25 protein-coding genes and 1 tRNA gene are annotated in these 26431 nt (G+C 71.7%); 8 read left to right on the forward strand and 18 right to left on the reverse strand.

Annotated features, from left to right (window positions below):
* Positions 1–91 precede the first annotated feature (91 nt).
* Together HP445_RS05695 and HP445_RS05700 are read right to left on the reverse strand one after the other, a co-directional pair.
* The gene (locus tag HP445_RS05695) at positions 92–1018 is read right to left on the reverse strand and encodes a sugar phosphate isomerase/epimerase family protein (RefSeq protein ID WP_111055161.1); all 927 of its coding nucleotides are present in this window, start codon (positions 1016–1018) and stop codon (positions 92–94) included.
* Complete coding sequence (locus HP445_RS05700; RefSeq protein ID WP_035808774.1) at positions 1015–2172, reverse strand: Gfo/Idh/MocA family protein; 1158 nt, start codon at positions 2170–2172, stop codon at positions 1015–1017. Before HP445_RS05700 ends, HP445_RS05695 begins: the two co-directional genes overlap by 4 nt.
* A 76-nt stretch (positions 2173–2248) precedes the next feature.
* On the opposite strand from HP445_RS05700, the gene HP445_RS05705 reads away from it, so the two are divergent.
* The 3 genes from HP445_RS05705 to HP445_RS05715 all read left to right on the forward strand — a co-directional run bounded on the left by HP445_RS05705 (position 2249) and on the right by HP445_RS05715 (position 4668).
* The gene (locus tag HP445_RS05705) at positions 2249–3670 is read left to right on the forward strand and encodes a glucose-6-phosphate dehydrogenase (protein ID WP_128780833.1); all 1422 of its coding nucleotides are present in this window, start codon (positions 2249–2251) and stop codon (positions 3668–3670) included.
* A gap of 29 nt (positions 3671–3699) precedes the next feature.
* A complete protein-coding gene (locus HP445_RS05710; protein ID WP_128780834.1) occupies positions 3700–4485 on the forward strand; it encodes a dienelactone hydrolase family protein in 786 nt (261 codons plus the stop codon).
* 110 nt (positions 4486–4595) lie between these two features.
* Positions 4596–4668, forward strand: a tRNA-Arg gene (locus HP445_RS05715).
* 158 nt (positions 4669–4826) lie between these two features.
* On the opposite strand, the gene HP445_RS05720 is transcribed toward HP445_RS05715, so the two are convergent.
* The 5 genes from HP445_RS05720 to HP445_RS19125 all read right to left on the reverse strand — a co-directional run bounded on the left by HP445_RS05720 (position 4827) and on the right by HP445_RS19125 (position 10437).
* Positions 4827–5459, reverse strand: a complete 633-nt coding sequence (locus HP445_RS05720; protein ID WP_128780835.1) for a TetR/AcrR family transcriptional regulator — start codon at positions 5457–5459, stop codon at positions 4827–4829.
* Between the two features lie 92 nt (positions 5460–5551).
* Positions 5552–6232: a gamma subclass chorismate mutase AroQ gene (aroQ, locus tag HP445_RS05725; RefSeq protein ID WP_241660425.1), complete on the reverse strand. Its 681-nt coding sequence runs from the start codon at positions 6230–6232 to the stop codon at positions 5552–5554.
* Complete coding sequence (locus tag HP445_RS05730) at positions 6229–6450, reverse strand: hypothetical protein (protein WP_071406470.1); 222 nt, start codon at positions 6448–6450, stop codon at positions 6229–6231. The genes aroQ and HP445_RS05730 overlap by 4 nt, the downstream gene beginning before the upstream one ends.
* A gap of 29 nt (positions 6451–6479) precedes the next feature.
* A complete protein-coding gene (locus tag HP445_RS05735; RefSeq protein ID WP_128780836.1) occupies positions 6480–8150 on the reverse strand; it encodes a glycoside hydrolase domain-containing protein in 1671 nt (556 codons plus the stop codon).
* Between the two features lie 172 nt (positions 8151–8322).
* A complete protein-coding gene (locus HP445_RS19125) occupies positions 8323–10437 on the reverse strand; it encodes an acyltransferase family protein (RefSeq protein WP_164941200.1) in 2115 nt (704 codons plus the stop codon).
* A gap of 81 nt (positions 10438–10518) precedes the next feature.
* Here HP445_RS19125 and HP445_RS05745 point away from each other — a divergent pair, with 81 nt between their 5' ends.
* Positions 10519–11601, forward strand: a complete 1083-nt coding sequence (locus HP445_RS05745) for a hypothetical protein (protein ID WP_128780838.1) — start codon at positions 10519–10521, stop codon at positions 11599–11601.
* 93 nt (positions 11602–11694) lie between these two features.
* On the opposite strand, the gene HP445_RS05750 is transcribed toward HP445_RS05745, so the two are convergent.
* The 5 genes from HP445_RS05750 to HP445_RS05770 form a co-directional block, all read right to left on the reverse strand.
* Positions 11695–12816 carry an alkene reductase gene (locus HP445_RS05750; protein ID WP_111087305.1) on the reverse strand — a complete coding sequence of 374 codons (1122 nt, stop codon included), beginning with the start codon at positions 12814–12816 and terminating at the stop codon, positions 11695–11697.
* A gap of 37 nt (positions 12817–12853) precedes the next feature.
* Positions 12854–13066, reverse strand: coding sequence for a hypothetical protein (locus HP445_RS05755; RefSeq protein WP_027466129.1), 213 nt, complete (start codon positions 13064–13066; stop codon positions 12854–12856).
* Between the two features lie 51 nt (positions 13067–13117).
* Entirely contained in the window at positions 13118–13561 is a 444-nt protein-coding gene (locus tag HP445_RS05760; protein ID WP_128780839.1) for a MarR family winged helix-turn-helix transcriptional regulator, read from the reverse strand.
* 134 nt (positions 13562–13695) lie between these two features.
* Positions 13696–16347, reverse strand: a complete 2652-nt coding sequence (locus tag HP445_RS05765) for an MMPL family transporter (protein ID WP_128780840.1) — start codon at positions 16345–16347, stop codon at positions 13696–13698.
* 86 nt (positions 16348–16433) lie between these two features.
* Positions 16434–17072 (reverse strand): TetR/AcrR family transcriptional regulator, encoded by a 639-nt coding sequence (locus HP445_RS05770; RefSeq protein WP_027466131.1) that lies wholly within the window; start codon positions 17070–17072, stop codon positions 16434–16436.
* A gap of 161 nt (positions 17073–17233) precedes the next feature.
* On the opposite strand from HP445_RS05770, the gene HP445_RS05775 reads away from it, so the two are divergent.
* Positions 17234–18715 (forward strand): mannitol dehydrogenase family protein, encoded by a 1482-nt coding sequence (locus HP445_RS05775; RefSeq protein ID WP_128780841.1) that lies wholly within the window; start codon positions 17234–17236, stop codon positions 18713–18715.
* Positions 18716–18875: 160 nt separating this feature from the next.
* Here the strand turns inward: HP445_RS05775 and HP445_RS05780 are convergent, their stop codons facing one another.
* Entirely contained in the window at positions 18876–19433 is a 558-nt protein-coding gene (locus HP445_RS05780; protein WP_128780842.1) for a GNAT family N-acetyltransferase, read from the reverse strand.
* 60 nt (positions 19434–19493) lie between these two features.
* Here HP445_RS05780 and bla point away from each other — a divergent pair, with 60 nt between their 5' ends.
* A complete protein-coding gene (gene bla, locus HP445_RS05785) occupies positions 19494–20438 on the forward strand; it encodes a class A beta-lactamase (RefSeq protein ID WP_164941201.1) in 945 nt (314 codons plus the stop codon).
* 32 nt (positions 20439–20470) lie between these two features.
* Here the strand turns inward: bla and HP445_RS05790 are convergent, their stop codons facing one another.
* Positions 20471–21460, reverse strand: a complete 990-nt coding sequence (locus HP445_RS05790; protein ID WP_128780844.1) for an alpha/beta hydrolase — start codon at positions 21458–21460, stop codon at positions 20471–20473.
* 55 nt (positions 21461–21515) lie between these two features.
* Positions 21516–22448: an NADP-dependent oxidoreductase gene (locus HP445_RS05795; RefSeq protein WP_128780845.1), complete on the reverse strand. Its 933-nt coding sequence runs from the start codon at positions 22446–22448 to the stop codon at positions 21516–21518.
* Between the two features lie 103 nt (positions 22449–22551).
* Here HP445_RS05795 and HP445_RS05800 point away from each other — a divergent pair, with 103 nt between their 5' ends.
* On the forward strand, positions 22552–23046 hold the full coding sequence (locus tag HP445_RS05800; RefSeq protein WP_111038361.1) for a MarR family winged helix-turn-helix transcriptional regulator: 495 nt from the start codon (positions 22552–22554) through the stop codon (positions 23044–23046).
* A 30-nt stretch (positions 23047–23076) separates the two neighbouring features.
* Here HP445_RS05800 and HP445_RS05805 read toward each other — a convergent pair whose 3' ends face one another.
* The 3 genes from HP445_RS05805 to HP445_RS05815 all read right to left on the reverse strand — a co-directional run bounded on the left by HP445_RS05805 (position 23077) and on the right by HP445_RS05815 (position 24205).
* A complete protein-coding gene (locus HP445_RS05805) occupies positions 23077–23268 on the reverse strand; it encodes a hypothetical protein (RefSeq protein ID WP_111023553.1) in 192 nt (63 codons plus the stop codon).
* Between the two features lie 55 nt (positions 23269–23323).
* On the reverse strand, positions 23324–23893 hold the full coding sequence (locus HP445_RS05810) for a GNAT family N-acetyltransferase (protein ID WP_206647618.1): 570 nt from the start codon (positions 23891–23893) through the stop codon (positions 23324–23326).
* Positions 23894–23968: 75 nt separating this feature from the next.
* Complete coding sequence (locus HP445_RS05815) at positions 23969–24205, reverse strand: hypothetical protein (RefSeq protein ID WP_071414700.1); 237 nt, start codon at positions 24203–24205, stop codon at positions 23969–23971.
* Positions 24206–24363: 158 nt separating this feature from the next.
* Here HP445_RS05815 and HP445_RS05820 point away from each other — a divergent pair, with 158 nt between their 5' ends.
* Entirely contained in the window at positions 24364–26418 is a 2055-nt protein-coding gene (locus tag HP445_RS05820; RefSeq protein ID WP_241660427.1) for a transglycosylase domain-containing protein, read from the forward strand.
* Positions 26419–26431: the final 13 nt, after the last annotated feature.

Here is a 26431-nt window from a genome sequence, read left to right on the forward strand (position 1 = left end):
CGGACTGGAGGCCCGGATCACGTGACCGACGTCGGTCACGTGATCCGGGCCTCCAGACCAGGGCCCTGTGCTCGTTGCCGGTGGGTGCTCGCTACTGCTCCTGCGCGATCAACGGTCGCAGCGTGCGGTGCGCGATGCGCAGCCCCTCGAGCACCCGGTCGTCGGTGCCGCCCCAGAGCGGGTCCTCGTGCTCGACGCTCAGCGTGCCGTCGAAGCCCGCCTCGTAGAGGCGGTCGACGACGCGCGGCCAGTCCACGACACCGCGGCCCGGCACCCGGAACCGCCACCAGCCCATGTCCCACGGGTCGTCGCCCTTGTCGACCTTGCCGAAGAACCCGTACTCGTTGCGCCGCTCGGGGAACAGCTCCAGGTCCTTCGCCTGGGCGTGCACGATGTGCTCGGCGAACGGCAGGATCGTCTCGACCGGGTCGATGCCGATCCACGTCAGGTGCGACGGGTCCCAGTTCAGGCCGAAGCCCAGGCCGGTGACCCAGCCCCAGAGCTCGGGGGAGTACGCGATGTTGCCGGGGTACCCGTCGGGGTGCCAGCCCTCCATCACGCAGTTCTCGATGACGAGCCGCACGCCCCGCTCGCCGGCGTAGTCGACGAGCTCGGGCAGGACCCGGTTCCCCTCGGCCATGTTCTCGCGGACGGACTTCGTGGTGTCGCGGCCGATGAACGTGCCGACGTACGGGATGCCGAGCGTCTGCGCGGTGTCGATCGCGTGCTTGAGGTGGGTCCGCACCGCCGCCCGGTGCTCCGGGTCCCGGTGCAGGTTGTTCTCGTAGTACGCGAGCGCGGAGATCTCGAGGCCGGTGCGGTCGAGCAGGGCGCGGGTGGCCAGGGCGTCCTCGTCCGTGAACGTGGCGACCGGCAGGTGCGCCGCCTCGAAGTCGCGGCCGCCGGTGCCCGGCCAGACGGCGACCTCGAGCCGCTCGTAGCCCTGCTGCTGGGCGAACCCGGCGATCCGGTCGAGCGACCAACCGGGCAGGCAGGCGGTCAGCATGCCGAGCTTCACCGGATCTCCCGCCAGGTCGTCTCGGCCGCGCTGCCGATCACGGCCTCGATGATGTCGGCGGAGCGGGCGCCGTCCGCGAACGTCGGCAGTCCGTCGGGGGCCACCCCGGTGCGGACCGCGGTGTAGGTGTCGGCGACGAAGGCCGCGAAGGCGTCGAGGTACCCCTGCGGGTGCCCGGCCGGCACGATCGCCAGCCGGCGCTGGTCCGGGTACCCCTGCGACGGGTCGCGGACCACGATCTGGGCGCCGCGCTCGTTGCCGAACCACGCGGACTCGGGCTGCTCTTGGTCGAACGCCGCGCTGCCGCGGGTGCCGTCGACCTCGAACCACAGGCGGTTCTTCCGGCCCGACGCGACCTGCGAGATCACGACGTTCCCGATGCGGCCCGTGGCGGTGCGGAAGGTGGCGACGGCGGTGTCCTCGGTGGTGACCTCGGCACGCTCGGCCGCGTCGGCCACCGGGTCCGGGTCGGGGGAACCGGAGAACGACGGGCCGGACGCCGCCGGCCGCGTCGGGTAGACGATGTCGGTCGCCGCGGACACCGAGGCGAAGCGCTCACCCGTGACGAACTCGACCAGGTCGCACCAGTGCGAGCCGATGTCGGCGAACGCGCGGGACAGGCCGCTCGAGGTCGGGTCGACCCGCCAGCTCGAGGCGTCCTCGTCGAGCATCCAGTCCTGCAGGTAGTGACCGTGCACCGCGAGCAGCCGGCCGAGCTCACCGTCGGCGATGCGCGCCCGGATCTCGCGGACCATCGGGTGGTACCGGTACACGAACGGCACGGTGGCCACGACGCCGGCCTCGGCTGCGGCGGCGACGAGCTCGGCGGCCTGGGCGGGGTCGATCGCCAGGGGCTTCTCGCACACCACGTTGATGCCGGCCGCGATCACCGCGAGCGCCTGCGGGTGGTGCTGGTCGTTCGGGGTGCAGATGTGCACGACGTCGGGGGCGTCGGCGATGACCTCGTCGAGGGAGGCGTAGCCACGGGGCAGGTCGAGCTGCGCCGCCACCTGCTCGGAGCGGGCGGCGTTCCGGCCGAGCACACCGAGGACCTCGGCACCGGAGGCCCGGGCCGCCCGGGCGTGGACGCCGGCGATCATGCCCGTCCCGACCACGGCGACACGGAGGCGTCGCCCTTCGTACCCACTGCTCATGGTGCTCCCTCGCGCCGGAATGACACCACCGTAGCGGCCCGGTCATCCACCGGGGCCGATGAGTACCGTCTGCTGCATGTCGAGCCTCCAGACCAGCCTGCTCATCCTCGGAGCCAGCGGCGACCTGTCCAAGCGCCTGCTCCTGCCCGGCCTCGCCACCCTGCTCCAGGTGAAGGACGACTGGGACGTCCAGCTCGTCGGGGCCGGTGTCGAGGACCTGTCCGACGCCGACTGGAAGGCGCAGGTGCGCGAGTCCTTCGAGAACGCGCAGGCGTCGAAGAACGAGGAGGACGAGGGCGCCTCGGGTGACACAGCGCTGCCGGAGCGACTGCAGGCCGTGGTCGACGCCTCGACCTACCGGAAGGCCGACGTCACCGACCCCGACGACCTGCGGGCACTGCTCGCCGTGTGCGAGCACGACCCCGCGATCTACTTCGCGCTGCCGCCCGCGGTCACCGAGAAGAGCTGCGAGCAGCTCGCCCACCTCGACCTGCCCGCCGGCACCCGCCTGGCGCTCGAGAAGCCGTTCGGCACCGACGCCGACAGCGCCTCGCACCTGAACGACCTGCTGCACTCGTTCATCCCCGAGGAGCGCATCCACCGCGTCGACCACTTCCTCGGCCGCTCCACCGTGCTGAACCTGCTCGGGATGCGCTTCGCCAACCGCATCATCGAACCGCTGCTCTCGTCGCAGCACGTCGAGCGCGTCGACATCGTCTACGACGAGACCCTCGGGCTCGAGGGCCGGGCGCGCTACTACGACAAGGCCGGGGCGCTCACCGACATGATCCAGAGCCACCTGCTGCAGGTGATGGCCGTCGTCGCGATGGAGGCCCCCGCCTCGATCAAGGCCGACGACCTGCGCACCCAGAAGGAGCTCGTGCTGCGGGCGGTCCGACCGTGGGGCGGCGACGTCGTCACCGCGGGCAAGCGCGCCCGGTACACCGCCGGCACCGTCGGGGACCGCCAGCTGCCGTCGTACGTCGACGAGGACGGCGTGGACCCGTCGCTCGGCACCGAGACCCTCGCCCAGCTCACCCTGGAGATCGCGAACTGGCGCTGGGCCGGCGTCCCCTTCACCCTGCGGTCCGGCAAGGCGCTCGCCGCGCAGCGCCGCGAGATCGTCATCACGTTCAAGGACTCCCCGCACGTGCCCGAGGGACTCACCGGCACCGAGTTGCCCGACCGGCTGCGCATCTGGATCGCCCCGGACGAGATGCAGCTCGAGCTCAACGTCAACGGCGCGGGTGACCCGTACACGATCGACCACACGAGCCTCGAGGTGACGTTCAACCCCGGGCGCCTGAGTGCCTACGGCGAGGTGCTGGCCGGCGTGCTCGAGGGCGACGCGACGCTGTCGGTCCGCGGCGACAGCGCCGTGCAGGGCTGGAAGGTCGTCGGGCCGTTCCTCGACGCGTGGAAGGCCGGCAGGGCTCCCCTCGACGAGTACGCCGCCGGGTCCGTCGGCCCGGACGGCTGGGACAACATCGAGGCCTGAGCCCGAGCGGCGGCGTAGCGTCGGGCGACGTGAACACCACCGACGACGTCCTGCAGACCGTTCCCGAACCCGCCGGCGCCGACATCCGTGTCGACGACGTCCCCTACGACCACGAGGGGACCGAACTGCTCGGTGTGCTCGCGAAGGACGCCGCGATCGCGGGCCGTCGTCCGGCCGTCCTCGTCGTGCACGACTGGCACGGCGTGAACGAGCACGTCGAGGCCCGGGTGACGATGCTCGCCCGGCTCGGCTACGTCGCGTTCGGCGCGGACATCTACGGAGCCGGCGTCCGCCCCGGTGACGACACCGCGGCCCAGGTCGCCGGCGGTTTCTACCAGGACCTGCCCCTGCTGCGCGCCCGCGCCACCGCCGGGCTCGAGCGACTGCTCGCCGACCCGGACGTCGACCCCGCCCGCGTCGTCGTCATGGGGTACTGCTTCGGCGGCTCCACCGCACTCGAACTCGCACGGACCGGGGCCGACCTGGTCGGTGCCGTGGCGTTCCACGGCGGCCTCATCGCGCACGACCCCTCGGACGCCGCGGACATCCGGGCGAAGCTGCTCGTCCTCACCGGGGGCGCCGACCCCGTCGTGCCGGACGAGGCCGTGCACGCGTGGCAGGACGAGATGCGGGCGGCGCCGGACGTCGACTGGCAGGTCGTGACGTACTCGGGCGCGATGCACGCGTTCGCGGTGCCGGGCACCGACGCCCCGGGCCACGGCGCGCAGTACCAGGAACGTGCCGACCGCCGGTCGTGGCAGGCACTCCGGGTGTTCCTGGCCGAGGTGTTCGACGAGGAGCCCGCGGCGCTGTGACGGTGCGGCCGTCGGAGACCACTCGCGACACGCCGAGCACGGGGGCCGGAGCGCCTCGATTGGCGCCCGGGCCGCACCTGTTGTAGAGTCTTCCACGGCCGCAAGGCCACGCGCTCGTAGCTCAATGGATAGAGCATCTGACTACGGATCAGAAGGTTGGGGGTTCGAGTCCCTTCGAGCGCACAGGCAAGCAGAACGACGAAGGGCCCCGGTGGATTCCACCGGGGCCCTTCGTCGTTCCAGCCAGCGTGCGCGCACGGGTCCGTCCGTCGCGCGTCAGCTCCGTGCGACTTCGTGAGCAGGAACGGTCGAGTCCCCGAGACGGACTCGACCGTTCCTGCTCACGAAGTGGCGGGCGTGTACGGCTGGGCCGCCTCGATGACCTCGGATGCACCGGCGATGCCGAACGACGTGAAGAGCGGTGCCCACAGGGCCTTGAGCTGCGCCACGAGTTCGTCGTCGGTCAGCTGCGTCGAACCGTCCACCATGCCCAGCGTCGTGTTGAGGAGCAGCAGGACGGACGGCTGGACCGCGGCCGCGTCGACGTCCGTCGCCGCGACACCGGCGCTGACGAGTTCGCCCCGCGTCATCTCGAACCAGTCGAAGCCGCGCGGCACCGGCACGCCGGCCTTGCCGAGTTCGTGCAGGAGCCGGACCGCGCCGCCCGCGACCGAGCCCCGGCGGACGTCCATCCCGGTGGTCAGGAGGAACACCGTCAGTCGCTCGATGCCCGGCTGCGCGGGGAGTGCGTCGAAGAGTGCACGCCAGCGCTGCTGCTGCAGTTCGATGACCGCCGTCGCCAGGTCCTTCTTCGACGGGAACAGGTGGTACCCGATCGCCGACTTCGGCTTCCCCATCGCCTCGGCGACACGGGAGAACGTGGTCGCCTCGTAGCCGAAGGCCGCGAACTGCTGCCCTGCGGCGTCGATGATTGCTCGACGAGAGGCCTCCATGGCGAGCTGCCGCTGGTTCATCTGGCGCGGTGTCCTTCCTCGCCCGGAGCTGAGCGATCAGTGAACACCACATCCTAGGGCCGCTCATGATGACGGCCCGTCCCCTGCCCGCGTCAGGCGGCGCAGAACGTGTGCCAGGCCACGTCGATCCCCTTCCGGTGCAGCGAGTCGAGTCCGACGTCGAGGTGCTTCCGCTCCGCGTCCACCAGGTGTGCGCACCGGTGGTCCTGGGCGACGGTCTGGGCCTGGCCGAGCGCCGTCACCAGGTCGGTGTCGATGGCGTCGAGCTGGGGCCGGATGGTCGTCAGGTCCGGTGCCGTCGTGGGTGCGGTCCACGGGTTGTGCGTCCAGTGGTTGATGAGGCCGCGCTGGACGACCTTGCTCGCGGCGATCTGTGCGCGGATCACCCGGGTCACCAGGACGGGGTCGACGCCCTGCTGCTCTGCCAGGGTCACCGCTTCGTCGACGACGGCCTGTTCGCGGACGGGGTCGGCGACCGGCTTGCCGCTGAGCCACTTCGACTCCGCCACCGGGTCGGCGAGCTCGAGCCGTCGGAGGATCAGCGTGCCGATGGTGTCGAGCTCCGCCGTCGACGCCGTGGGACGGGAACCGTCGTGGGAGATGGTCATCGTGGAACCCGTCGGTTCGGCGGACGTGGGCAGGGGATCGGCGTTCGCCGCCGAGGTCGGCAGGGCGATGCCCGCCGCGAGCAGCCCGAAGGCCAGGGCCGTCGCGGCGGTCCGGCGGGTGCGGTGCCGGGCGGTGGTCGGGGTGGTGGGGTGTGCGGTGTTCACGGGGTTTCCTTCCCGAACCGGCGCCGGACGCGTCGGGTCAGATCGTCGATGATCGGTTTGATGACCTCGTCGTAGAACGGGTAGACGCCGAAGTGGTCGGCGCCTTCGTCGCAGTAGCAGTCCATCGAGATCGCCTCCTCGAAGTTCGAGAAGACGTAGGTGGCGCGGTGCGGGAACACGGCGTGCGGCTCGTCGTCACGCGGGGTCGTGGTGGTCACGGCGGTGCTCGATCCCGGTCGGCGGCCGGTCAGTCGGCCAGCAGCGCCGCGGGGACGCCCGGGTCGCGCCCGGAGTCCACCACGGCGTCGATCTCGGTGGACCCGTTGCCCGACCCGACCGTGCGGTTCTGGATCTGGTTGAGCGACCAGTTGCCCGGCAGCGGCTCGAGCTGGTTGCCCGACCAGGCCGGCGACATCCCGGCGACGAAGGAGAAGTGCGCCAGTCCGGCGCTGCTCACGGCGGTGCACGTGGCGCGGGAGCCGTAGACGCCCGCCTTGTACAGGTTCCCGCGGTCCCGCAGGCCGGCGGCGACGCCACGGAAGTACGGGACCACGAGCGCCTCGTCCTGCGCCGAGGTCGCGTCGAAGTCGGCGGCGAAGTAGACGGTGGTCTGCTTCGGGATCCCGAGCTTCCGGGCGGCGTCGTGGGCACGGTGGGCGTCGCGGACACCCTGTTCCTCCGTGAACCACGAGGCAGCGAACCCGCCCTCCTCGAAGATCGGCCACAGCCCGAGCCCGGCGCTCGCCATCACACGGAGTTCCTCGGGGGTCAGGGCCTTGTCGAGTGCCCCGGAACGCTGGTGGTTCGTGAGGTACCGGCCGACGCTGGTGGCACCGGACGCCCGGACGGCCGCCGCGCGGGCGTCGTCGAGGCGCACCGCGGTGTCGGCACCGGTCGTGGCGCGGTCCGGGTCACCCGTGCTCGCGGCCAGGGCTGCCCAGGTGCCGGCGTCGCACGTCCCGGTCTGCTCGGCGGGCGGGAACGCCTGGAACTGCTGGAACGCACGGACCACCGCGGCGTCCGCCGCCGAGTAGGCACTGCTGAACACGACGCGCTCGCCGTTCAGCACCAGGAGCGCCTTGACGAGCAGCACCCAGGCGCCGGTGGCCCCGACCCCGACGACGCTCGGCCCCGCGGCACGGAGCGCGGCGGCCGTCCCCGGGCCCCAGGCACCGTCGACCGTGACGCCCACCGCGACCTGCACCGCGCGGATCGCCGCCGAGTACGTGCTCGTGTCGGCGAGTCCGCTCGTGCTGCCGTACGCGCCGCCGGTCGCCTCGGCGTAGGTGCGGTTGAGGTACTGCTGCACCGCGCGCACCGCTCGGGACCCGCCGGAGGCGAGTCGCACGGGGTCGACGGTCAGGAGCGCTCCGAACAGGTGGGCCGACAGCGGGAGTGCGCCGGGCTCGGCACCCAGGTCGGACCGGAGCGCCTGCACGGCCGCGACGGTGGCCGCGTCGTACTCGCCGGTGAGCGTGACGGTCGAGGCGCCCTTGCAGACCAGTCCGGCCTGGACCAGCCGGCGCCAGGTCGCGGCGTCGTCGCCCGTCTCGGCCCCGACGTCGCCGTGCTGCTCGAGCTTCCGACGGGTCGTCGGCCCGAACGTCGCGACCACGGGGGAGATGCCGAGCAGCGACTGGGTGGCCTGCACGATCCCGAGCACGGTGCCGCTGCCGGTCAGCCCGTCCTCGTCCACGTGCACCCACCCGTGCAGGTGCCCGAAGGTCGTGTTGAGCCAGCGCTGCACGGCGAGCACGCCCGAGTCGGCGGAGCCGGACGAAGCGGTCGAGCCGGTCGGCCCGGTGGAGCCGGCCTCGCCGGACGGGGTGGCGGCGTCGGCCGGGGCCGCGAGCGCGGTCGTGACGAGCGGGACGGTGGCGGTGATGCCGATGAGCGCAGTTCGGCGCGAGATGTGCACGGGGGTGCCCCTTCAGTTGCCTCGAGCGTCCGCTGGCCGTCGATCGCGTTGTGCGATGCTGATGGCCGCGGCATGGTCCGAGCAACTTCGTCCCTCAACTTGGGACGGTCCTGCAATTCGGCAGACGATCGTCTGATGAAGCGCTCAGTCCGCCCCTTCCGGGGCGTCCGGCTCAGCGCGCGAAGGCCGCCAACCGGTCCTGCAGCGCACGTTCCAGGTACGGCTCGAGCGATGACGCCCACGTCGCCGTGATGTGCGTGCTGTCCCGGTAGACCAGGACGCCCCCGACGACCGCCGGGCACGTGGTGTCGGTGCAGTAGTAGCGGCTCAGGTCGATCGACGCTGCCCTGCCCCCGGCCGCCCGGAACGCGGCGACGGCCTCGACCGACGAGTCCGTCAGGCCGAGTGCTTCGGCGCGCGACCGGTCGCAGGCGTCCGTCGTCGGCCCGGACATCGTGCTCAGGCAGGCGACGACGTCGGGGCGGGGCACGGGGTTGTCACGGACGGCGATGACGGGCAGCTCGTCACCGGCCGCCTGCTCCCACGCGTCGACCAGGCCGTTGCGGGTGGCCTTGTCGCGGGCCGTTCCGGGCGGCAGGCTGACCGGCATCTGCGTGGTGGAGTGGGTGACGACCAGGGCGTCGGCGTCGCGGTGCTCGCGGACGTAGTCGATGGCGGCGTGCTTCCACGAGTTGCAGCCCCGCATCGACGAGGGGCTCAGTGAGTCCTGCTGCGCGGTGGTGAGGTAACACCCGCCGGCGCCGGCCAGGTCGATCCGCCAGCCGTTGTCGTCGGCGATCTTCTCGTACGCACCGAGCAGTGCGTTGCTGTGGGAGTCGCCGATGACAATGAGGTGCTTCGACCAGCCGGTGGTCTTGCCGAGGACGCAGGGCCGGAACGTGCCGCTCCAGCACTCGGCGCGGTTGTCGTCGTCGTCCTTGGCCACGGCCGGAGCGGGCACACGGACGTCGGCGAGCTCGGGGTCGACGCAGGGGTCCGCGAACCCGATGCGCGCGGCCGCACCGAAGCAGGACTCGTCGTCGTCCTCCTGCTCCGCGGTGACCTGCTTCGTGACCGTGGTCGCGTTGACCTCCTGCACGTAGACGGCGGTCAGGGTGGCTGCCCCGAGCGTCACGACGGTGAAGCTGCAGATGACGGCGAGCGAGACGACGCCCCGGGGATGCAGGTCCCGCAGCCACGTCGAGAACCGGACGGGTTCCTCGAACCAGATCGTCGTCGCGGTGGCCAGACCGATCGCGACGAGCAGCACCGCCGAACTCGTCGCCCAGTCGAGCGGACGGCCCAGCATGATCGGCAGGATGACGACGAGCGGCCAGTGCCAGAGGTAGAGCGCGTACGAGATCCGACCGAAGAAGGCGACGGGCCGCAGTGCCCCGACGTCCTCGAACTCGGTCCCCGCGCCGAACAGCAGCACGAGTGCCGCACCGGCGACCGGCAGCAGCGCCGCGATCCCGGGGAACGCCGTCTCCGGGGTGATCACGACGAGGGACAGTGCGAGGGCCACGACGCCGATGCCGGTGGCGACCAGGCGGACCCGTCGGGCGACCTCGGTGCGGACCTCGGGCAGGTGCACGGTGGCGACGAGACCGCCGAGTGCGAACTCCCACGCGCGGGTGCCGGTGGAGAAGTAGGCGACGCCGGGGTCGGTGGCCGTCTGCACGATGCTCCACACGAGGGACAGCACGACGACACTGCCGAGCAGCAGCCGCGCGGTCACCAGCGGCGTGAACCGCCGGCGCGCGAGCGCCCCGACGCCGAGCAGCAGGAGCGGCAGGAGGATGTAGAACTGCTCCTCGACCGACAGCGACCAGAAGTGCTGGAACGGTGAGGGGGCGTCGGCCGACGCCAGGTAGTCGACGGCGTTCGCCGCGAGCTCCCAGTTCTGCAGGTACACCGTCGAGGCGATCAGCTCGCGCCCGTACTGCCCCCACAGCGCGCTCGGCACGGCGACGAGCACCGCGACGCCCGTGACCACGATGGTGAGGAACGCGGCCGGCAGCAGGCGTTTGGCCCGGCGCGACCAGAACCGTCCGAGCCGGATCGTGCCGGTCGCGAGCTGTTCCCGCAGCAGGAGCCCGGTGATCAGGAAGCCGGAGATCACGAAGAAGACGTCGACGCCGACGAACCCGCCGTGCAGGGCGCCCGGCCACAGGTGGTAAACGACGACCGCGAGGACGGCGAACGCGCGGAGGCCCTGGATGTCCCACCGCGTGGTGTCGCGCGCTCGGTGCGCGGGGCCCCGCTCGCCCGGCGTTGCTGTACTCACTGCGTCGATCCTAGGAGACGTGGACGGCTCCGCCGGGCGTTCTCGACGCGGACGCTACGATCCTTCTCCAGAGGGGGGCCGATGGACCTGCGCTGGTTGACCGCGTCCGACGACGAGTTCGCGGCGGAGACGGCGCGACGACCGCGGATGCGCCGCCCGCGACAGGCTCCGCGGTGGTGGAACGCGCTGCTCCTGGCGATCGAGGTCCCGCTCGCGTGGCTCGCGTCCGCGCTCGTGGTCTGGGGCACCGGGCTCGTCCACAACGGTGCGGGCGTCGGCGACGTCGTCCACTGGGTGGCCTGGTTCGTGGTGCTCGTCGCCGGTGTGGTCGGGCTCGTCGTGCTCCTGGTCCGGGGCGAACGACCTCGGACCCTGCGTCCGGACGAGGTTCGGGCGGTGCTGACGGGGGAGGCCAGTGGGTACCCGGCGCGTCCGGTCCGTCCGAAGCCGCTCGACTCGATGATCACCCCGCGCTACTCCGGCATCCGCGTCCACCCCCGGTTCGGCGCCGCCCCCGTGCACGTCGACGGCGTCCCGGACGTCGAGTTCGGCTGCGTCCTGCGGCGCTGGATGGTCTCGCGGGACTGGACGTACCTGACCGTCCGGCTGCCCGGCACGTTGCCGCACCTGCTCCTCGACGCCACGGCGAACGACGGTCGTCGCAGCGACCTGCCGGTGGTGCTCCGTCACCGGCAACGGATGTCGCTGGAGGGCGACTTCGACCGGCACTTCCGGGTCTGGGCGCCGGAGGACTACGGCCAGGACGCGCTGTACGTCCTCACCCCTGACGTGATGGCAGCGCTCGTCGACCACGCGGCCGGCTGGAACGTCGAGATGGTCGACGACCGGCTGGTCTTCTCGGCGCCGGGGACCGCGGACTGGTCGCGCCCTGCGCCGTGGATGCAGGTCGAGGCAGTCCTGGGCGAGGTCGTGCCGCGCATCGTGCGCGCCGCCTCCCGGTACCAGGACGACCGCTCGCTGCTCGAGGACGGGCACGCCGACGCGATCGCCGCCGCGGGGCGTCGCCTCGTGCTCCGCGACCGGCGGAAGAGCCGTCTGCGAGCGACGTGGGCGGGGGCCGTGTGGATGGGCGTCGTCTGCGTCTCCTACAGCGGACCGTTGGCCGTCGCGGTGGTCGGTTCGATGTCGGTCCTCGACCACTGACCGTCGGCGCACGCCTGCGACGTGGCCCCGGCACGGACGGGAGGCCCGTGGCGGTGTCGCCACGGGCCTCCCGTCCGTCAGGTGGTGCGTCGACTACGCGACGGTCGCGCGCGCCTCGGCCAGCGACGGGTAGTCGGTGTAGCCCTCGGCGGTCGCGCCGTAGAAGAGCTCCGGACGCGGCTCGTTGAGCTCGGCGTCGTGCTCCCAGCGGTGCGCGAGGTCCGGGTTGGCGATCGCGGCGCGGCCCACGGCGACGGCGTCGGCGTGGTCGCCGTCGACGATCGCGATGGCCTCGTCGCGCGTGGTGAGCGACGAGAAGCCCGAGTTCACGATGAACGGCGCGCCCGCGGTACGGCGGACGTGCTGCACCAGGTCACCGGTCGGCTCGGCGTGCAGGACGTCGACGAAGGCGAGGCCCAGCGGCGCGAGGCCCTCGGCGACGGCGGTGTAGGTGGCGCGCACGTCGTCGGCGTCGTCCTCGATGACGCCCTGGATCCCGTGCTCGGGCGACAGGCGGATGCCGGTGCGGTCGGCGCCGATGGCCTCGGCGATGGCGGTGGTGACCTCGATCGCGAAGCGTGCGCGGTTCTCGGGGGAGCCGCCGTACTGGTCGGTGCGGGTGTTCGACACCGGCGACATGAACTCGTGCACCAGGTAGCCGTTGGCGCCGTGGACCTCGACCCCGTCGAGTCCGGCGGCGATCGCGTTGCGGGCGGCCTGCACGAAGCCCTGCACGGCCTCCTGCACCTCTGCGGTGGTCAGCTCGTGCGGGACGGGCATGTCGGCCTTCGAGCCGTCGGCCAGGTGCGTCTGCCCGGGGGCGGCGATGGCGGACGGGGCGACGATGCGCGGGGTCTGCGAGATGTCGGTGTGCGAGACACGGCCACCGTGCATGAGCTGCATGACGATCGTGCCGCCGGCGGCGTGCACGGCGTCGGTCACGCGGCGCCAGCCGGCGATCTGGTCGTCGGTCTCGATGCCGGGCTGCCCGGGGTACGAGCGGCCCTCCTGCACGGGCCAGGTGCCCTCGGTGATGATCATGCCGAGTCCGGCGCGCTGCCGGTAGTGCTCGACGAGCAGGTCGTTCGGGACGCCGTGCTCGCCGGCGCGGGTGCGCGTGAGCGGGGCCATGACGACGCGGTTCGACAGGGACAGGGCGCCGATGGAGGCGGGTTCGAAGAGCTTCACGTCAAGGCGAACGACGAGTTGTCCCATGCAATTCCGCCTCGGAGCACTTCTTCAGGCAGCGCGGTCAGTCGCGCGGGCACACCAGCGTCGACGAACGCACCTGGCCCTCGGGCCGGATCACCTGGTGCTGGGAGAGGGGCTTGCCGCACAGGGGGCAGCCCCGGTCGATCGTCCGGTCGTCGATGCCCTCGGGGCGACCGGCGCCGATCTGCGAGGGGCCCATCTTGTTGATGAGCGTCGTGTTCCACCGTTCGTACCACTGGCCGAAGCGTCCCACGGTGCATCCTTTCGTTCGTGCACGAACCATTATGGCACTGATGGCCGCGGATCACACCTGGTCGACGCGCTCCAGCAGCTCCGTCAGTTCGTCCTTCAGGGACTCGAGTCGGGCGAGTGGCCACCCGAGCCGGTCGGCGACGGCGAGCGGCACCGCCTGCGCCCGGTCGCGCAGGGCGTGCCCGGCGGTCGTCAGGGACACCTCGAGCTGGCGTTCGTCGGCGGCGCTGCGGGTGCGGCGGACGTAGCCGGAGGCCTCCAGCCGCTTGAGCAGCGGGCTCAGTGTTGCGGAGTCGAGTCGCAGCTCGCCGGCGATCTCCCGCACCGACCGCGGGTCACGCTCCCACAGGGCGAGCATCACGAGGTACTGCGGGTGAGTCAGGCCCATCGGTTCGAGCAGGTCGCGGTACAGCCCGATGACGCTGCGGCTCGTCGCCGCGAGTGCGAAGCAGAGCTGCCGGTCGAGCGCGAGCGGTTCCGGTGCGGTCTGGGTCATGCCCTCAGGGTACTTCGTTCGTGCACGAAGTGGTGTGGTCGCGACCCGGGGCGGTGGGCGCAACGGCCTGGAGGCCCGGTGCCGGTCTCGTGGACCGGCACCGGGCCTCCAGGGTGGTTGCGCTGCTGCGTCGACTACGCGCGGTGCGCGGGCGGGTGGCCCGAGTCGTGCGCGTTCGCGTCCGGCTCCACGGGGAGCGCGTGGGTGCCGGTGTGCGTGTCCTCGTGGCCGGCGACCGGGTGGGTGCGCTCGAGCTTCGCGCCCTCCACGTCGACGTCCGGCACGATGCGGTCGAGCCACTTCGGGAACCACCAGGCGCTCTTGCCGAGCAGGTGCATCGCCGACGGGATGAGCAGCATGCGGACGACGAAGGCGTCGATCAGCACGCCGAACGCCAGCCCGAAGCCGATCGGCTTGATGGTGGACGAGTCCGAGAAGATGAAGCCCGCGAACACGGAGATCATGATGATCGCCGCCGCCGTGACCACCGCGCGACCCGCGTGCAGACCGCGCTGGACGGCCACCTTCGCGCTCGCGCCGTGGGCGTAGGCCTCACGCATGCCGGACACCAGGAACAGCTGGTAGTCCATCGCCAGACCGAACAGGATGCCGATCTCGATGATGGGCAGGAAGCTCAGGATCGGTGCCGGGTCGTGCACACCGAAGACCGAGCCGAGCCAGCCGAACTGGTAGATCGCGGTCAGCCCACCGAACGACGCCAGCACGGACAGGATGAACCCGGCGGTGGCGGTGATCGGCACGAGGAACGACCGGAACACGATGATCAGGATGATCAGCGACAGCCCGACGACCACCACGAGGTAGAGCGGCAGCACGTTCGAGAGCTTCTCGGACACGTCGATGTTCGCCGACGCGTTGCCGGCGACGCCGAGGGTGACCTTGCCGTCGTCGGTGGAGACGGTCTGCTCGCGCAGGTCCTTCACGACGTTCTCGGTGGAGACGCTGTCCGGGCCGCCGGCGGGCTTCACCTGGAACGCGACGATGTCACGGTCCTTCGAGGCGCCGATGGGCAGCACGGCCTCCACGTCGTCGTTCTTCGCGATGGCCTGGCCGATGGTGACCTCGGTCGCGGTGACGTCGCTCTTGCTGATCGACTCCGGCAGGGTCGCCACGACGAGCAGCGGGCCGTTCTGCCCGGCGCCGAACTCCTTCTCGAGCGTCTTGTAGGCCTTGTACTGGCTCGACTCGACGGCTTCGGACGAACCGCTCGGCAGGCCGAGGCGCATCTGGGTCGCGGGCAGGGCGATGGTGCCGAGCACCGCGACGCCGAGGACGAGCGTGATGACCGCGCGCCAGCTCGACATCGGCTTGTTCGGGATCCGCGTGGAGTCGGTGTTGCCGATCTTCGTGCGCTCCTTCTTCCGCAGGATCCGCATGCCGATGAGCGACAGCAGGGCCGGGGTGAAGGACGTCGCGATGAGGATCGCGAAGAGCACCGCGACCGCGCCGACCGTGCCCATCAGGCCGAGGAACGGGATGCCGGTGATGTTCAGCGCGAGCAGCGCGACGATGACCGTCGCACCGGCGAACACCACGGCGTTGCCCGAGGTGCCGTTCGCGAGCCCGATCGACTCGTGCACCTGCATGCCCTGCTTCAGCTGGGTCCGGTGCCGGTTCAGGATGAACAGCGAGTAGTCGATGCCGACCGCCAGGCCCAGCATCACCCCCAGGACCGGCGTGACCGAGATGAACTCGACGACGCTCGAGAACGACAGGGCGGTGAGCGAGGCGACGCCGACGCCGAGCACGGCGCTGACGAGCGGGACCGCGGCGCCGATGACCGTGCGGAGCATCAGGAGCAGCACGATCGCGGCGATGATGACACCACCGATCTCACCCGGGCCGAGGATCGACGGCACACCCTGTGCGATGTCGTTCGAGACGTACACGTTGACGCCCTGGATGTCGGCCGACTCGGCGTCGTCCGCGATGGCGGTCTTCGTGTCCGCGGGGACCTCGTAGGTCGACTTCGTGAACTGCACGGTGCCGATCGCGGCGCTGCCGTTGTCCGACACGAAGCGGATGTCCTTCGACAGGTCGAGCAGGTCCGAGCCCTGTTCGAGCTCCTGCTCGTTGTCGTCGAGCTTCTGCTTGTTCGTGTCGATCGTCTTCTGGGCGTCGGCGATCTGCTGCTCACCGGCGTCGATCTGGGCCTGCTGGGCGTCGATCTGCGCCTGCGCCTGCTGGAGCTGGGCGGCCGCTGCCTGCGCCTGTGCGGCGGGGACGGCTGCGCCACCGGCTGCCTGCGCCTGGGCCTCCTGCGCGTCGAGCTGCGCCTGGGCGTCCTCGATCTTCTGCTTGCCGGACTCGAGCTGCGCCTTCTGGGCGTCGAGCTGGTCCTGGCCGGTCTCGATCTTCGCGCGACCGGACTCGATCTGGTCACGGCCGTCGACGATCTTCTGCCGCTGGTCGTCGAGCTGGTCCTGGGTGGCGAAGCCGCTCGTCGTGCCCTTGACGCCGTCGAGCTTCTCGAGGCTGGTCAGGAAGTCGTCGATCTCGGACTGCTGCGACGACGAGAACGCCTTGCCGTCCTTCGTCTCGAAGACGATCGTGCCGTTGCCGCCGTTCGCCGACGGGAACTTGTCGGCGAGCTGGTCCTGCACCTGACTGGTCTTGGTGTTCGGAATCGTGATCGACGACGAGATGGTGCCGGCGAAGAGCGTGTACGTGACGCCCGCGACGGCCATGATCACGACCCAGGTGATGATCACGAGCCAGTGGCGTCGTGCGGAGAACCGTCCGAGACGGTAGAGGAGACCGGCCATGCGGTTGCCTGCGGTCCTTTCGTGTCAGGTGCTGGTGGTGCGGGGTGCGCCGGTGGACCCCTGGGGGATGAGGAGGTGGGGCGGTGTCAGTCGTCGGCCATGTAGCCGCTGCGGACGCTGTGCACGAGTCGTGCGAGCAGGTCGTCCCAGGCGTCGAGCGCCGGCTGGTCGAGCTCGGGGCCGGACGTCGCCAGCCAGTGCTCCGCGATGACGACGATGCCGCTCATGAGCGACTCGACGAGCAGTGCGGCATCGAGGGGGTCGGCGGCCGGGTATCGCCGGGCGACCTCGTGCCGGAGCCGTTCGGTCACCCGCGAGAACGCCGTCTGGGTCAGCACCGCGGCCTTCGGGTCGTCCTTGCCCGGGTCGCCGAGGATCCGGTACATGCTGGCGATCGCCGGAGCCAGGTCGGCACCGCGGGCGGCGGACTCGAGCTCGTCGAACATCGAGGCCCGGCTGCCGTCGCCCACCGGGGTCCGGGCCATGTCGGCGAGGAACCGGTCGATGATGACGGACAGCTCCTGCTCGCACACGGCCAGCAGGACCTCGTCGAGCGAGGCGAAGTGGTTGAACACGGTGCGCCGGGCGATGTCGGCCCGGGCGGCGAGGTCGTCCACGCTGAAGTCGCGGCCGCCGCGCTCGTCGATCAAGTCGCGAGCGGCCTGCAGGATCGCCGCACGGTGCTTCGCCTTGAGGGCAGCACGGCGGTCGGTCGCGATGGTCACGAGATGGAACACTAGGTGCATCGATGCACTCGGTGCAACGAGGTTGAGTGCATCCCCAGGTTCGTCCCCCGGTGCAGAACGTCTGTGCTGCACCGCTGTTCAGTCGGAGGTACCGGGTGCCAGACTGGCCGGACGAACCGCCACCGTACGAAGGAGTACCGATGCCCGTCCGCCTGTCCCCGGAGACCCTCGACGAGATCGCCGCGAGCGGCGTCGCCGTGCCCACCTACGACCGCGACGGCATCACCGCCGGCATCGTCCACTTCGGCGTCGGCGGGTTCCACCGCGCGCACCAGGCGATGGTGATCGACCGGCTCCTGCAGCGAGGCGAGGCCCGCGAGTACGGCATCTGCGGCGTGGGCGTGCTCGAGCAGGACCGTCGGATGGCGACCGCGATGGCCGAGCAGGGCGGCCTGTACACGCTCGTCCTCAAGCACCCGGACGGCACCCGTGAGTCACGCGTCGTCGGCAGCATCGTCGAGTACCTGCTCGCGGTCGACGACCCCGACGCCGTCGTCGAGAAGATGGCGCACCCGGACACCAGGATCGTCAGCCTGACCATCACCGAGGGCGGCTACAACTTCGACCACGTCACCGGCGAGTTCGTCGCCGACGAGCCCGGCGTCGCGGCCGACCTGCGCGGCGACGGCCCGCGCCGCACGGTCTTCGGCCTGGTGGTCGAGGCACTGCGCCGCCGACGGGACCGCGGCCTCGACCCGTTCACCGTGATGTCCTGCGACAACATCCAGGGCAACGGGCACGTCGCACGGTCGATGTTCACCGCCTACGCCCGGCTGCAGGACCCGGCCTTCGCGGACTGGATGGACGAGCACGTGGCGTTCCCGAACTCGATGGTCGACCGCATCACCCCGGTCACCGCCGACGAGGACCGCGCCTGGGTCCGCGACGAGCTCGGCATCGACGACGCCTGGCCCGTCGTCGCCGAACCGTTCTTCCAGTGGGTGCTCGAGGACGCCCACCCCGCCGGCCGCCCGCCCTACGAGGACGCCGACGTCCAGCTCGTCGACGACGTCGAGCCGTACGAACTCATGAAGCTCCGGCTCCTCAACGCCAGCCACCAGGGGCTCTGCTACTTCGGGTACCTGTCGGGGTACCGCTACGCGCACGAGGCCACGCAGGACCCGGCGATCGCGACCTTCCTGCGCCGCTACATGGACGAAGAGGGCACACCGACGCTGCACCCGGTGCCCGGCATCGACCTGGAGGACTACAAGTCGACCCTGATCGAGCGCTTCCAGAACCCCGAGGTGCGCGACACCCTCGCCCGGCTCTGCGCCGAGTCGAGCGACCGGATCCCGAAGTGGCTGCTCCCCGTCGTGCGCGAGAACCTGGCCGCCGGCCGACCCGTCACGCTGTCCGCCGGCATCGTCGCGTCGTGGGCCCGCTACGACGAGGGCACCGACGAGTCCGGCGAGCGCATCGAGATCGTCGACCGGCTCGCCGAGCCCCTGCAGCGCATCGCCCTCACCCAGCGCGACGACCGCCTCGCCTTCATCGCGAACCGCCAGGTCTTCGGCGACCTGGTCGACGACGAACGGTTCGTCGCCGCGTACCGCGACGCCCTGGACGGGCTCATCGCGGACGGCGCGAACGCCACCGTGGAGCGCCTGTCACGGTCCTGAGACGCGACCGACCGACGGACGGGAGGCCCGTGGCGGCGCCGCCACGGGCCTCCCGTCCGCCTGCTGCCCACGGGACGGGCGCGGGACGGCGGTTCGTGTCCGCGCGATGACGGTTCCGGTTCGCGAACCCCGAGGATCGTGAACCAGAACCGTCAGCCGCTCACCGCGCAACGTCGTCCCACGGCACCGGAGTGGTCTCGCCCGTTTCCCAGTCGCGGCGCAGCACGCCGTAGCCGACCGACCCGACGGCCGGGCCGCCGTCGACGGGCCACGCCTCGCGGTAGTGGGCCTCCTGCACCCAGCCTGCACGGATGAAGACCCGGCGCATGGCGGTGTTGTCCTCGCGGGTCTGGCCCTCGAAGCGCGTGATCGCCGGCATCGTCGTGAACACGTGGTCGGTCACCGCGCGCAGGGCGGGGACCCCGAGGCCGCGGCCCCGGAAGCGACCGGCCAGGCGCAGGTCGAACAGGGGGACGGGGTCGGCCAGGTCCTCGAGGCGGACCAGTCCGATCCGCCCGTGCTCGTCGTGGTCGAGCCAGGAGGTGTCGTGCTCGTCGTCGCGGTAGGCGCCGGAGTCGACGGCGCTCGCCGCGTCGGCCGCGCTGATGCGCCGTCGGACGTGGAACGGGAACTCCTCGGACGTCAGGAACGCGAGCAGCTCCTGGCGGTCGGTGCCGGTGGGGTCCAGGCGGGTGAGGCGGACGGCGGGGGCTGGCATGCCGCTCAGGGTAGTTGCACGGTCGTCGGGCAGGCTCGGGGCGTGCGAGGTGTGACGGGGATGACGGCCGCTGCTCTGACGGCGTTGGTGCTGGTCGGGCTGGTGGCGTGCTCCGGTGCGCCGGGTGGTGACACGACCGGGCCGACGTCGTCCACGTCAGTGTCGGCTTCTGCGTCTGGGTCGGCTTCGGTGGCGCCGTCGACCGATCCGGCGACCGACCCCGCCACCGCGCGGGCCTTCGCTGCGCTGGAGCGGCGGTACGACGCACGGCTCGGGGTCGCCGCGATCGACACCGGGAGCGGTCGGACGATCGCACACCGTGCGGGGGAGCGGTTCGCGTTCGCGTCGACCGTCAAGGTGTTCATCGCGGCCGCGGTCCTCGACGCCTCCTCCGACGCCGACCTGGCGACCGTGGTGCACTACGACCGCGGCGACCTGCTCGAGTACGCGCCCGTGACGAGCGAGCACGTCGACACCGGGATGACGGTGCGCGAGCTCGTCGACGCGGCGCTCCGCTCCAGCGACAACACCGCGGCGAACCTGCTGGTGGAGCAGCTCGGCGGGCCGGACGCCGTCGAGCGGTGGCTGCGCGGCATCGGGGACCGGACGACGCGTGTCGACCGGGTCGAACCCGACCTGAACGAGGCGACCCCGGGCGACCCACGGGACACGACGACGCCGGAGCGGTTCGCGGCGGACCTCCGGACCGTGCTGCTCGGGGACGCCCTCGACGCCGCCGACCGGCGGGTGCTCCGTGAGGCGATGCTCGGCAACACGACCGGGGACGCGACGATCCGTGCCGGGGTGGACCCGTCGTGGCGGGTCGCCGACAAGACCGGCACGGCGTCCTACGGGGTGCGGAACGACATCGCGGTCGTGACGCCGCCGGGGCGCGACCCCGTCGTGCTCGTGGTGATGACGAGCCGCGCCGATCCCGGTGCGGAGCCGTCGGACGCGCTCGTCGCCGCGGCGACCCGCACCGCGGTGGCCGGGCTGTCCGACTGAGTCGCCAGCGTCGCGGGACTGTCGTCGCGGGACTACCGGAGGGTAGTCGCCCAGCGCCCGATGGCGTCGTACGCCCGTTCCCGCACGTCCGGCGCGGACAGCACCACGTCGTGCAGGGCGCCGGCGAGTCGGCGGACCGTGACCTCCTCGCCGAGGGAGAGCGAGCGGTGCGCCACCGTGTCGACGTTCAGGGCGACGTCGGCCCGCGCCATGCCCGGGTCCCACCGCGGCTGGAGCATGCTCTTGTCGCTCAGCATCACCAGGGTCGGGACCCCGATCCCGAGGCCCTTCTCGACCTGTGCCTGGCCGTCGAAGACCGCTGCGAGCCATCCGGGGTGCAGGGGGAAGCCACGCTCCGGCCGCCACTGCTGCTCGTAGGTCCACGACCCCTCGCCCTCAGCCGAGACGGTGCGGGTGTAGAAGCCGGGGTCGACGGCGGGCATCGGTGCGAGGGGGTTCCGGCGGGCACCGAGCTTGATGACCGGTGCGACGATGGCCCGGCCGACCGCGGTGGCCTGGAACTCGAGCCACGGGCTGTTCAGCACGAGGCCGTGCACGAGCTCCGGGTGCCGAGCTGCCCAGAGCGACAGGGTCAGGCCGCCGGTGGAGTGGCCCATCGGGACGAGTCGGCGGCGGTCCGAGCCGGGGTGCTCGGCCGAGATCGCGTCGAGCGCTGCGGCGATGTCCTCGTCGTACACCGCCAGGTCGTCGACCATGCCCGGGGTCTGGTACGGACGCAGGCTCCGACCGTACTTCCGCAGGTCCAGCGCGTGGAACCGGGCACCGAGCCGCTCGAGGCGTTCGGCGAGCTCCACCTGGAAGAAGTAGTCCGACCAGCCGTGCACGTAGAGCACGTCGACCCCGTGCAGTGGCCCGCGACCGTGCAGCAGCAGGTCCGTCGGGGTGTGCCGGCGGCGGACCAGGGTGGCGACGACGGGCCCCTCGGAGTCGGTGCCGAGCGGCAGTTCGAGCCGCTCGTACGGTGCTCCGAGCACGTCCTCGTGCCACCCCTGGTCCGTCATGCGCCGAGCGTATCCGGCGCTGGTGCGGGCGGTGCTGGTGTGGGGTGTGCGGCCGTCACCCGACCAGGACCACGACCTTGCCGCTGATCCGTCCCGCGGCCGCCTCGGCGTGCAGGGACGGCAGTTCGGTCAGCGGGATGCGCCGGGTGACCTCGACCGTGAGCGCCCCGGCGTCGACCAGGGACACCAGCTCCGCCAGGCGTTCGCGGTTGCGCAGGACGAACACCGTCGCCGCCCGGACCCCGCGGGACTCGTCGTCCGGCGTGGCCATGAACGCCGTGGTGCTGACGACCGCGCCGCCGTCACGCACGACGTCGACGAGTGCCGCGAAGTCCTGCGGGTCGATCGGGGCGAGGTTGAGCAGCACGTCGACCGGCTCCGTCACGGCGGCACGGACGTCGGTCGTGGTGTGGTCGATGACCTCGTGCGCGCCGGCTGCCCGGACGGCCTCGATGCTGCGCGGGCTCGCCGTCGCGATCACGTGGACCCCGGTGCGGACGGCGAGCTGGATCGCGTACTTGCCCACCACGCCGCCGGCTCCCACGACCAGCAGGCGTTGGCCTGCCTCGAGCCGCCCGTCGTCGAACAGTGCCTGCCACGCGGTGAGTGCCACGGAGGGCAGCGCCGCCGCGTCGGCCAATGGGATGCTCGTCGGTGCCGCGACCACCGCGTCCGCCGGGGCGATGACGTACTCGGCCGCCCCGCCGTCGAGTTCCATCGGCAGGAACGCGACGACGGCGTCCCCGACCGCGATCCCCTCGACACCGTCGCCGAGCGCGTCGACGGTGCCGGACACGTCGTAGCCGGGGACGTGCGGCAGCTGGACCGGGATCGGCAGGAACCCGCCCCGCATCCCGTTGTCCGCCGCGTTGAACGCCGAGGCGGCGACGCGGAGTCGCACCTGCCCGGCGCCCGGGGTGGGCTGCTCGACGTCCTCGGTGCGGAGCACCTCGGGACCGCCGACCTCGTGGAACCGTACTGCCTGCATGATCGTGCCCTTCGTCGGTGTTGCTCGTGTGCTTCGAGTTCGAAGCAACCGACGGTGACGCTAGCACTGCTTCGAACTCGAAGCAACAGGTAGGATGGATCTCGTGACCGATGCGCCGAACTCCCTGACCCCGACGCAGCTCGGGGCGTACTTCGCCTTCACCGAGGTGAGCAGCCTGCTGCGCCACGCGGTCGAGCGGCAGCTGCGCGACGTGGGCGGCCTGAGCTACGTGCAGTTCCAGCTGCTCGCCCGGCTCGGTGACGCTCCGGGCGGGCAGCAGCGCATGACCGACCTCGCCGACGGGGTCGTCTACAGCCGCAGCGGGCTCACGTACCAGGCGCAACTGCTCGAGCAGCGTGGGCTGGTCACCCGTGGGCCCTCGCCCGACGACGAACGCAGCACGGTCGTGAAGATCACCCGGGCTGGTCGTGACGTCCTCGCCGCGGTCTTCCCCGGACACATCGAGGCGCTGCACACCCTGCTGTTCGCGTCGATGTCGGGCGCGGACGTCGACGACCTGGCGCGGATCCTCGGGGGAGCGGCGGAGCACCTGCGCGCGAACCCGCCACGCTCCGCGGGCGCGCGGCGGCGCGGCTGACCGGCGGTCGCGCCGGCGGGTGAGCGCGGCCTAGCTGCGGGGCGCCCGCACCAGGAACAGCGTGATGGCGCCGAGGACGACCGCGGCGACGATGAGCGCCCAGGCGAGCACGATGACCGGCCCGTCCCAGGGGGTGAAGAGCAGTCCGACCCCGATCACCAGGGCCACGGCGGCGCCGATGAGGGCGAGGCGGTGCGGTCGTACCGGAGCGGTGCGTGTCACGGTTCCCACGGTACGCGCGACGGGCTGGCAGTGCGGCGTCGAGCGGGTGCGCCGGTCACACCGTCGTGCGCATCACCCACCGCCACTTGGCGATGCGGCGGTCGCGCACGAACCCGAACTGCGTGAACAGTGCTTCCGGCCCGGTGTGCAGGTAGGCCCCGCGCTGCGGCTTCCGCTCGACCGTCTGCTCCGGGTAGGCCTCGACGGTCCCGCCGCCGGCCCGCCGGATCTGGTCGAGTGCGGTCGTGACCGCGGCGCGTGCGACCCCCTGGCCGCGGTGCCGGGACTCCACGAACACGCAGCCGATCCGCCAGTCGGGCGGCGTCGAGGCGTCGCGGGCGTACGCGCCGGGGTTCAGGATCGTCGGCAGCTCGACCGGCCGCCCGAACTGGCACCAGCCGACCGCCGTGCCGTCGGCATAGACGAGCACCTGGTGGTTCGTGCCGTTCCGCACGTGGCGGTGCTTCGCCTCCTGGTGGGACACCGTCGGGTCGGGCGTCCCGCGTGGGCCGTCCGGGTGGAACCCGATGCACCAGCACCCGCCCCACACACCGTTGCTGCGGGTCACGAGCGCGGCGAAGTCGGGCCACGTCTCCTCGGTGAGCATCGCCGTCGAGTACTCCATGGGCCGATGATCCTCCGGTCCTGGCGATCCCGCCACCACCGCGACCGTGGTGCTCGTATCGGCGCGGGACCGGTGTCAGGCCGCGCTGCGCCGGGCGGCGACGAGGCCGGAGACGAGCGCCGCGACGCCGAGCCCGATGCCGACCACGCCGGCGAGTGCACCGAAGAACATCAGCGCCCCGGCACCGATGTTCGCGCCGCCTTCGCCGGAGTCGTTCGCGTTCGCGTACCCACCGACGAACGAGGCCAGGAACGCCACGACGAGGAACGCCGTGCAGAGGATGTGCAGCACACGCGGCGCGATCGGGGTCATGCCCGGATCGTAGCGCGGCGGCGGGGAGCGGATCGCACCGGCACTTTCCCAGCGGACACGACGGTGTTCCGCGGGGAAGTCACGGCGACCGCCCGAGCAGGACTGGGAGCCTCTCCGGACCGCGCCGATGGCGGTGCGACCGAGGGGGAACGGACGACATGACGATGCGACGTGCAGGGGGAGCCGCGCTCGGCTTCGTGGGTGGCAGTGTGCTCGCCGGGTTACTGGTGAGCGTCGGGGTGACACCGGTGATCGCGGTCGCCGGCGTCGGCACGACCTCGGCGATCGGGGTGTTCGAGACGTTGCCGGAGGACATCGAGATCGGGCAGCTGCCGCAGCGGAACCAGATCTGGGCGTACCGCGGCGGCGAGCCGGTGCACCTGGCGAACGTGTGGGACCAGGACCGGCAGGAGCTCACGCTCGACCAGATCAGCGACCACCTGGAGCACGCCGCGGTGGACGGCGAGGACAAGCGGTTCTACGAGACCGGCGGTGTCGACGCGACGTCCGTCGTCCGGTCGCTCGTGAGCGTCGCCACGTCCGGGACCGAGGGCGGGTCGGGTGGTTCGACCCTGACGATGCAGCTCGTGCGGAACATCAAGATCCAGCAGGCGAGCGAACTGCCCACCGCCGAGGAGCGCGAGGCCGCGTACAAGGATGCGACCCGGCGGACACCGCAGCGCAAGCTCGCCGAGATGAAGCTCGCCATCAGCCTGGCGAAGCAGTACACGAAGCAGCAGATCCTGGCGGCGTACCTGAACATTGCCTACTTCGGCGACCAGACCTACGGGGTGCAGTCGGCGGCGCAGCACTACTACGGCAAGTCGGCGACCGACCTGACCCCGGCCGAGGCGGCGTCCCTCATCGCGATCGTGCAGTGGCCGGAGCGACGGGACCTGTCGACGCCGGACCACCACCGCGACAACGCCGCCCGGCGGAACGTGATCCTGCGGTCGATGCACGAGCAGGGGCACCTGTCGACCGAGGAGTACCGCACGGCTCGGCTGTCCCGTGTCGCCGACTCCGTCCACCTGACGGCCCCGCAGCAGGGGTGCGAGGCGGTCGAGGTGGGCGCGGAGTTCTTCTGTGACCACGCGGAGACCATCGCCCAGCGGCTCCCGCAGCTCGGCGCGACGAAGCAGCAGCGGGCGGACGCCTGGCGCACCGGCGGGTACCGGATCCAGACCACGCTCGACCTCGACCTGAACGCGGAACAGAAGCGGCTGCTCGACCAGTACGACCCGAAGACCGAGACCCGGCTGGCGCTGGGGGCCACGTTCAACACGGTCGAGGCCGGGACGGGCCGCGTGCTGACGATGGCGCAGAACACCGACCACGACCGGTCGTCCGACGCGCCCCGCACCGCGACCTCGCTGAACTACGCCACCGACCAGGCGGACGGCAGCTCGACGGGGTTCCAGACCGGGTCGACCTACAAGATGTTCACCCTGCTGGCGTGGATCGAGGCCGGCCGCAGCCCGGACACCGTCGTCAACGGCACCCCGCACCCGCACAGCGAGTGGACCGCCTGCGGCGGACCCGCCTCGGCGTTCTGGCAGCCGAAGAACGACTCACCCGGGCAGCGTGGTCCGTACTCGGTCCGGTCGGCGACGGCGCAGTCCGTGAACGCGGCGTACCAGTCGATGGCCGAACAGCTCGACCTGTGCGACATCCGCGACGTGGCCGAGCGGCTGGGGGTGCACCTGGCGACCGGTGGCGAGCTGCCCTGGAACCCGGGGTCCCTGCTCGGCACCGAGAGCATCGCCCCGCTGACGATGGCGTCGGCCTACGCCGGCATCGCGAACGGCGGGCGGTTCTGTGCACCCGTCGTGATCGACCAGGTCGTCGCACCCGACGGCGAGGAACTCGGCGGACAACCCCGCACGTGCACGCAGGCGGTGTCGCCGCAGACCGCGGCCACCGCGTTCGACGTCATGCAGGGCGCGTTCCGCGGCGGCACGGCGAGCGGCGGGCAGACCCCCGACGGCGCGACCCTGTTCGGCAAGACCGGCACCACGGACGCTGCCGACCAGGTGTGGCTGGTGGGCGGGACCTCGCGTGCCGTCACCGCCTACTGGCAGGGCAACACGGACGGCGCGAAGCACAACCTGCGGTCGTTCTCCAACGGTCAGGGCGGCACCTACGCGGGGTCGCGCGCGGCCGTCTGGCGCTACGCGCAGACCGCGGTGAACGCGGCGCTGCCGGTCGGCTGACGGCCCGGAACGC

This window comes from Curtobacterium flaccumfaciens (assembly GCF_013359815.1).
In the GTDB taxonomy this organism is placed as follows: Bacteria; Actinomycetota; Actinomycetes; order Actinomycetales; family Microbacteriaceae; genus Curtobacterium; species Curtobacterium flaccumfaciens.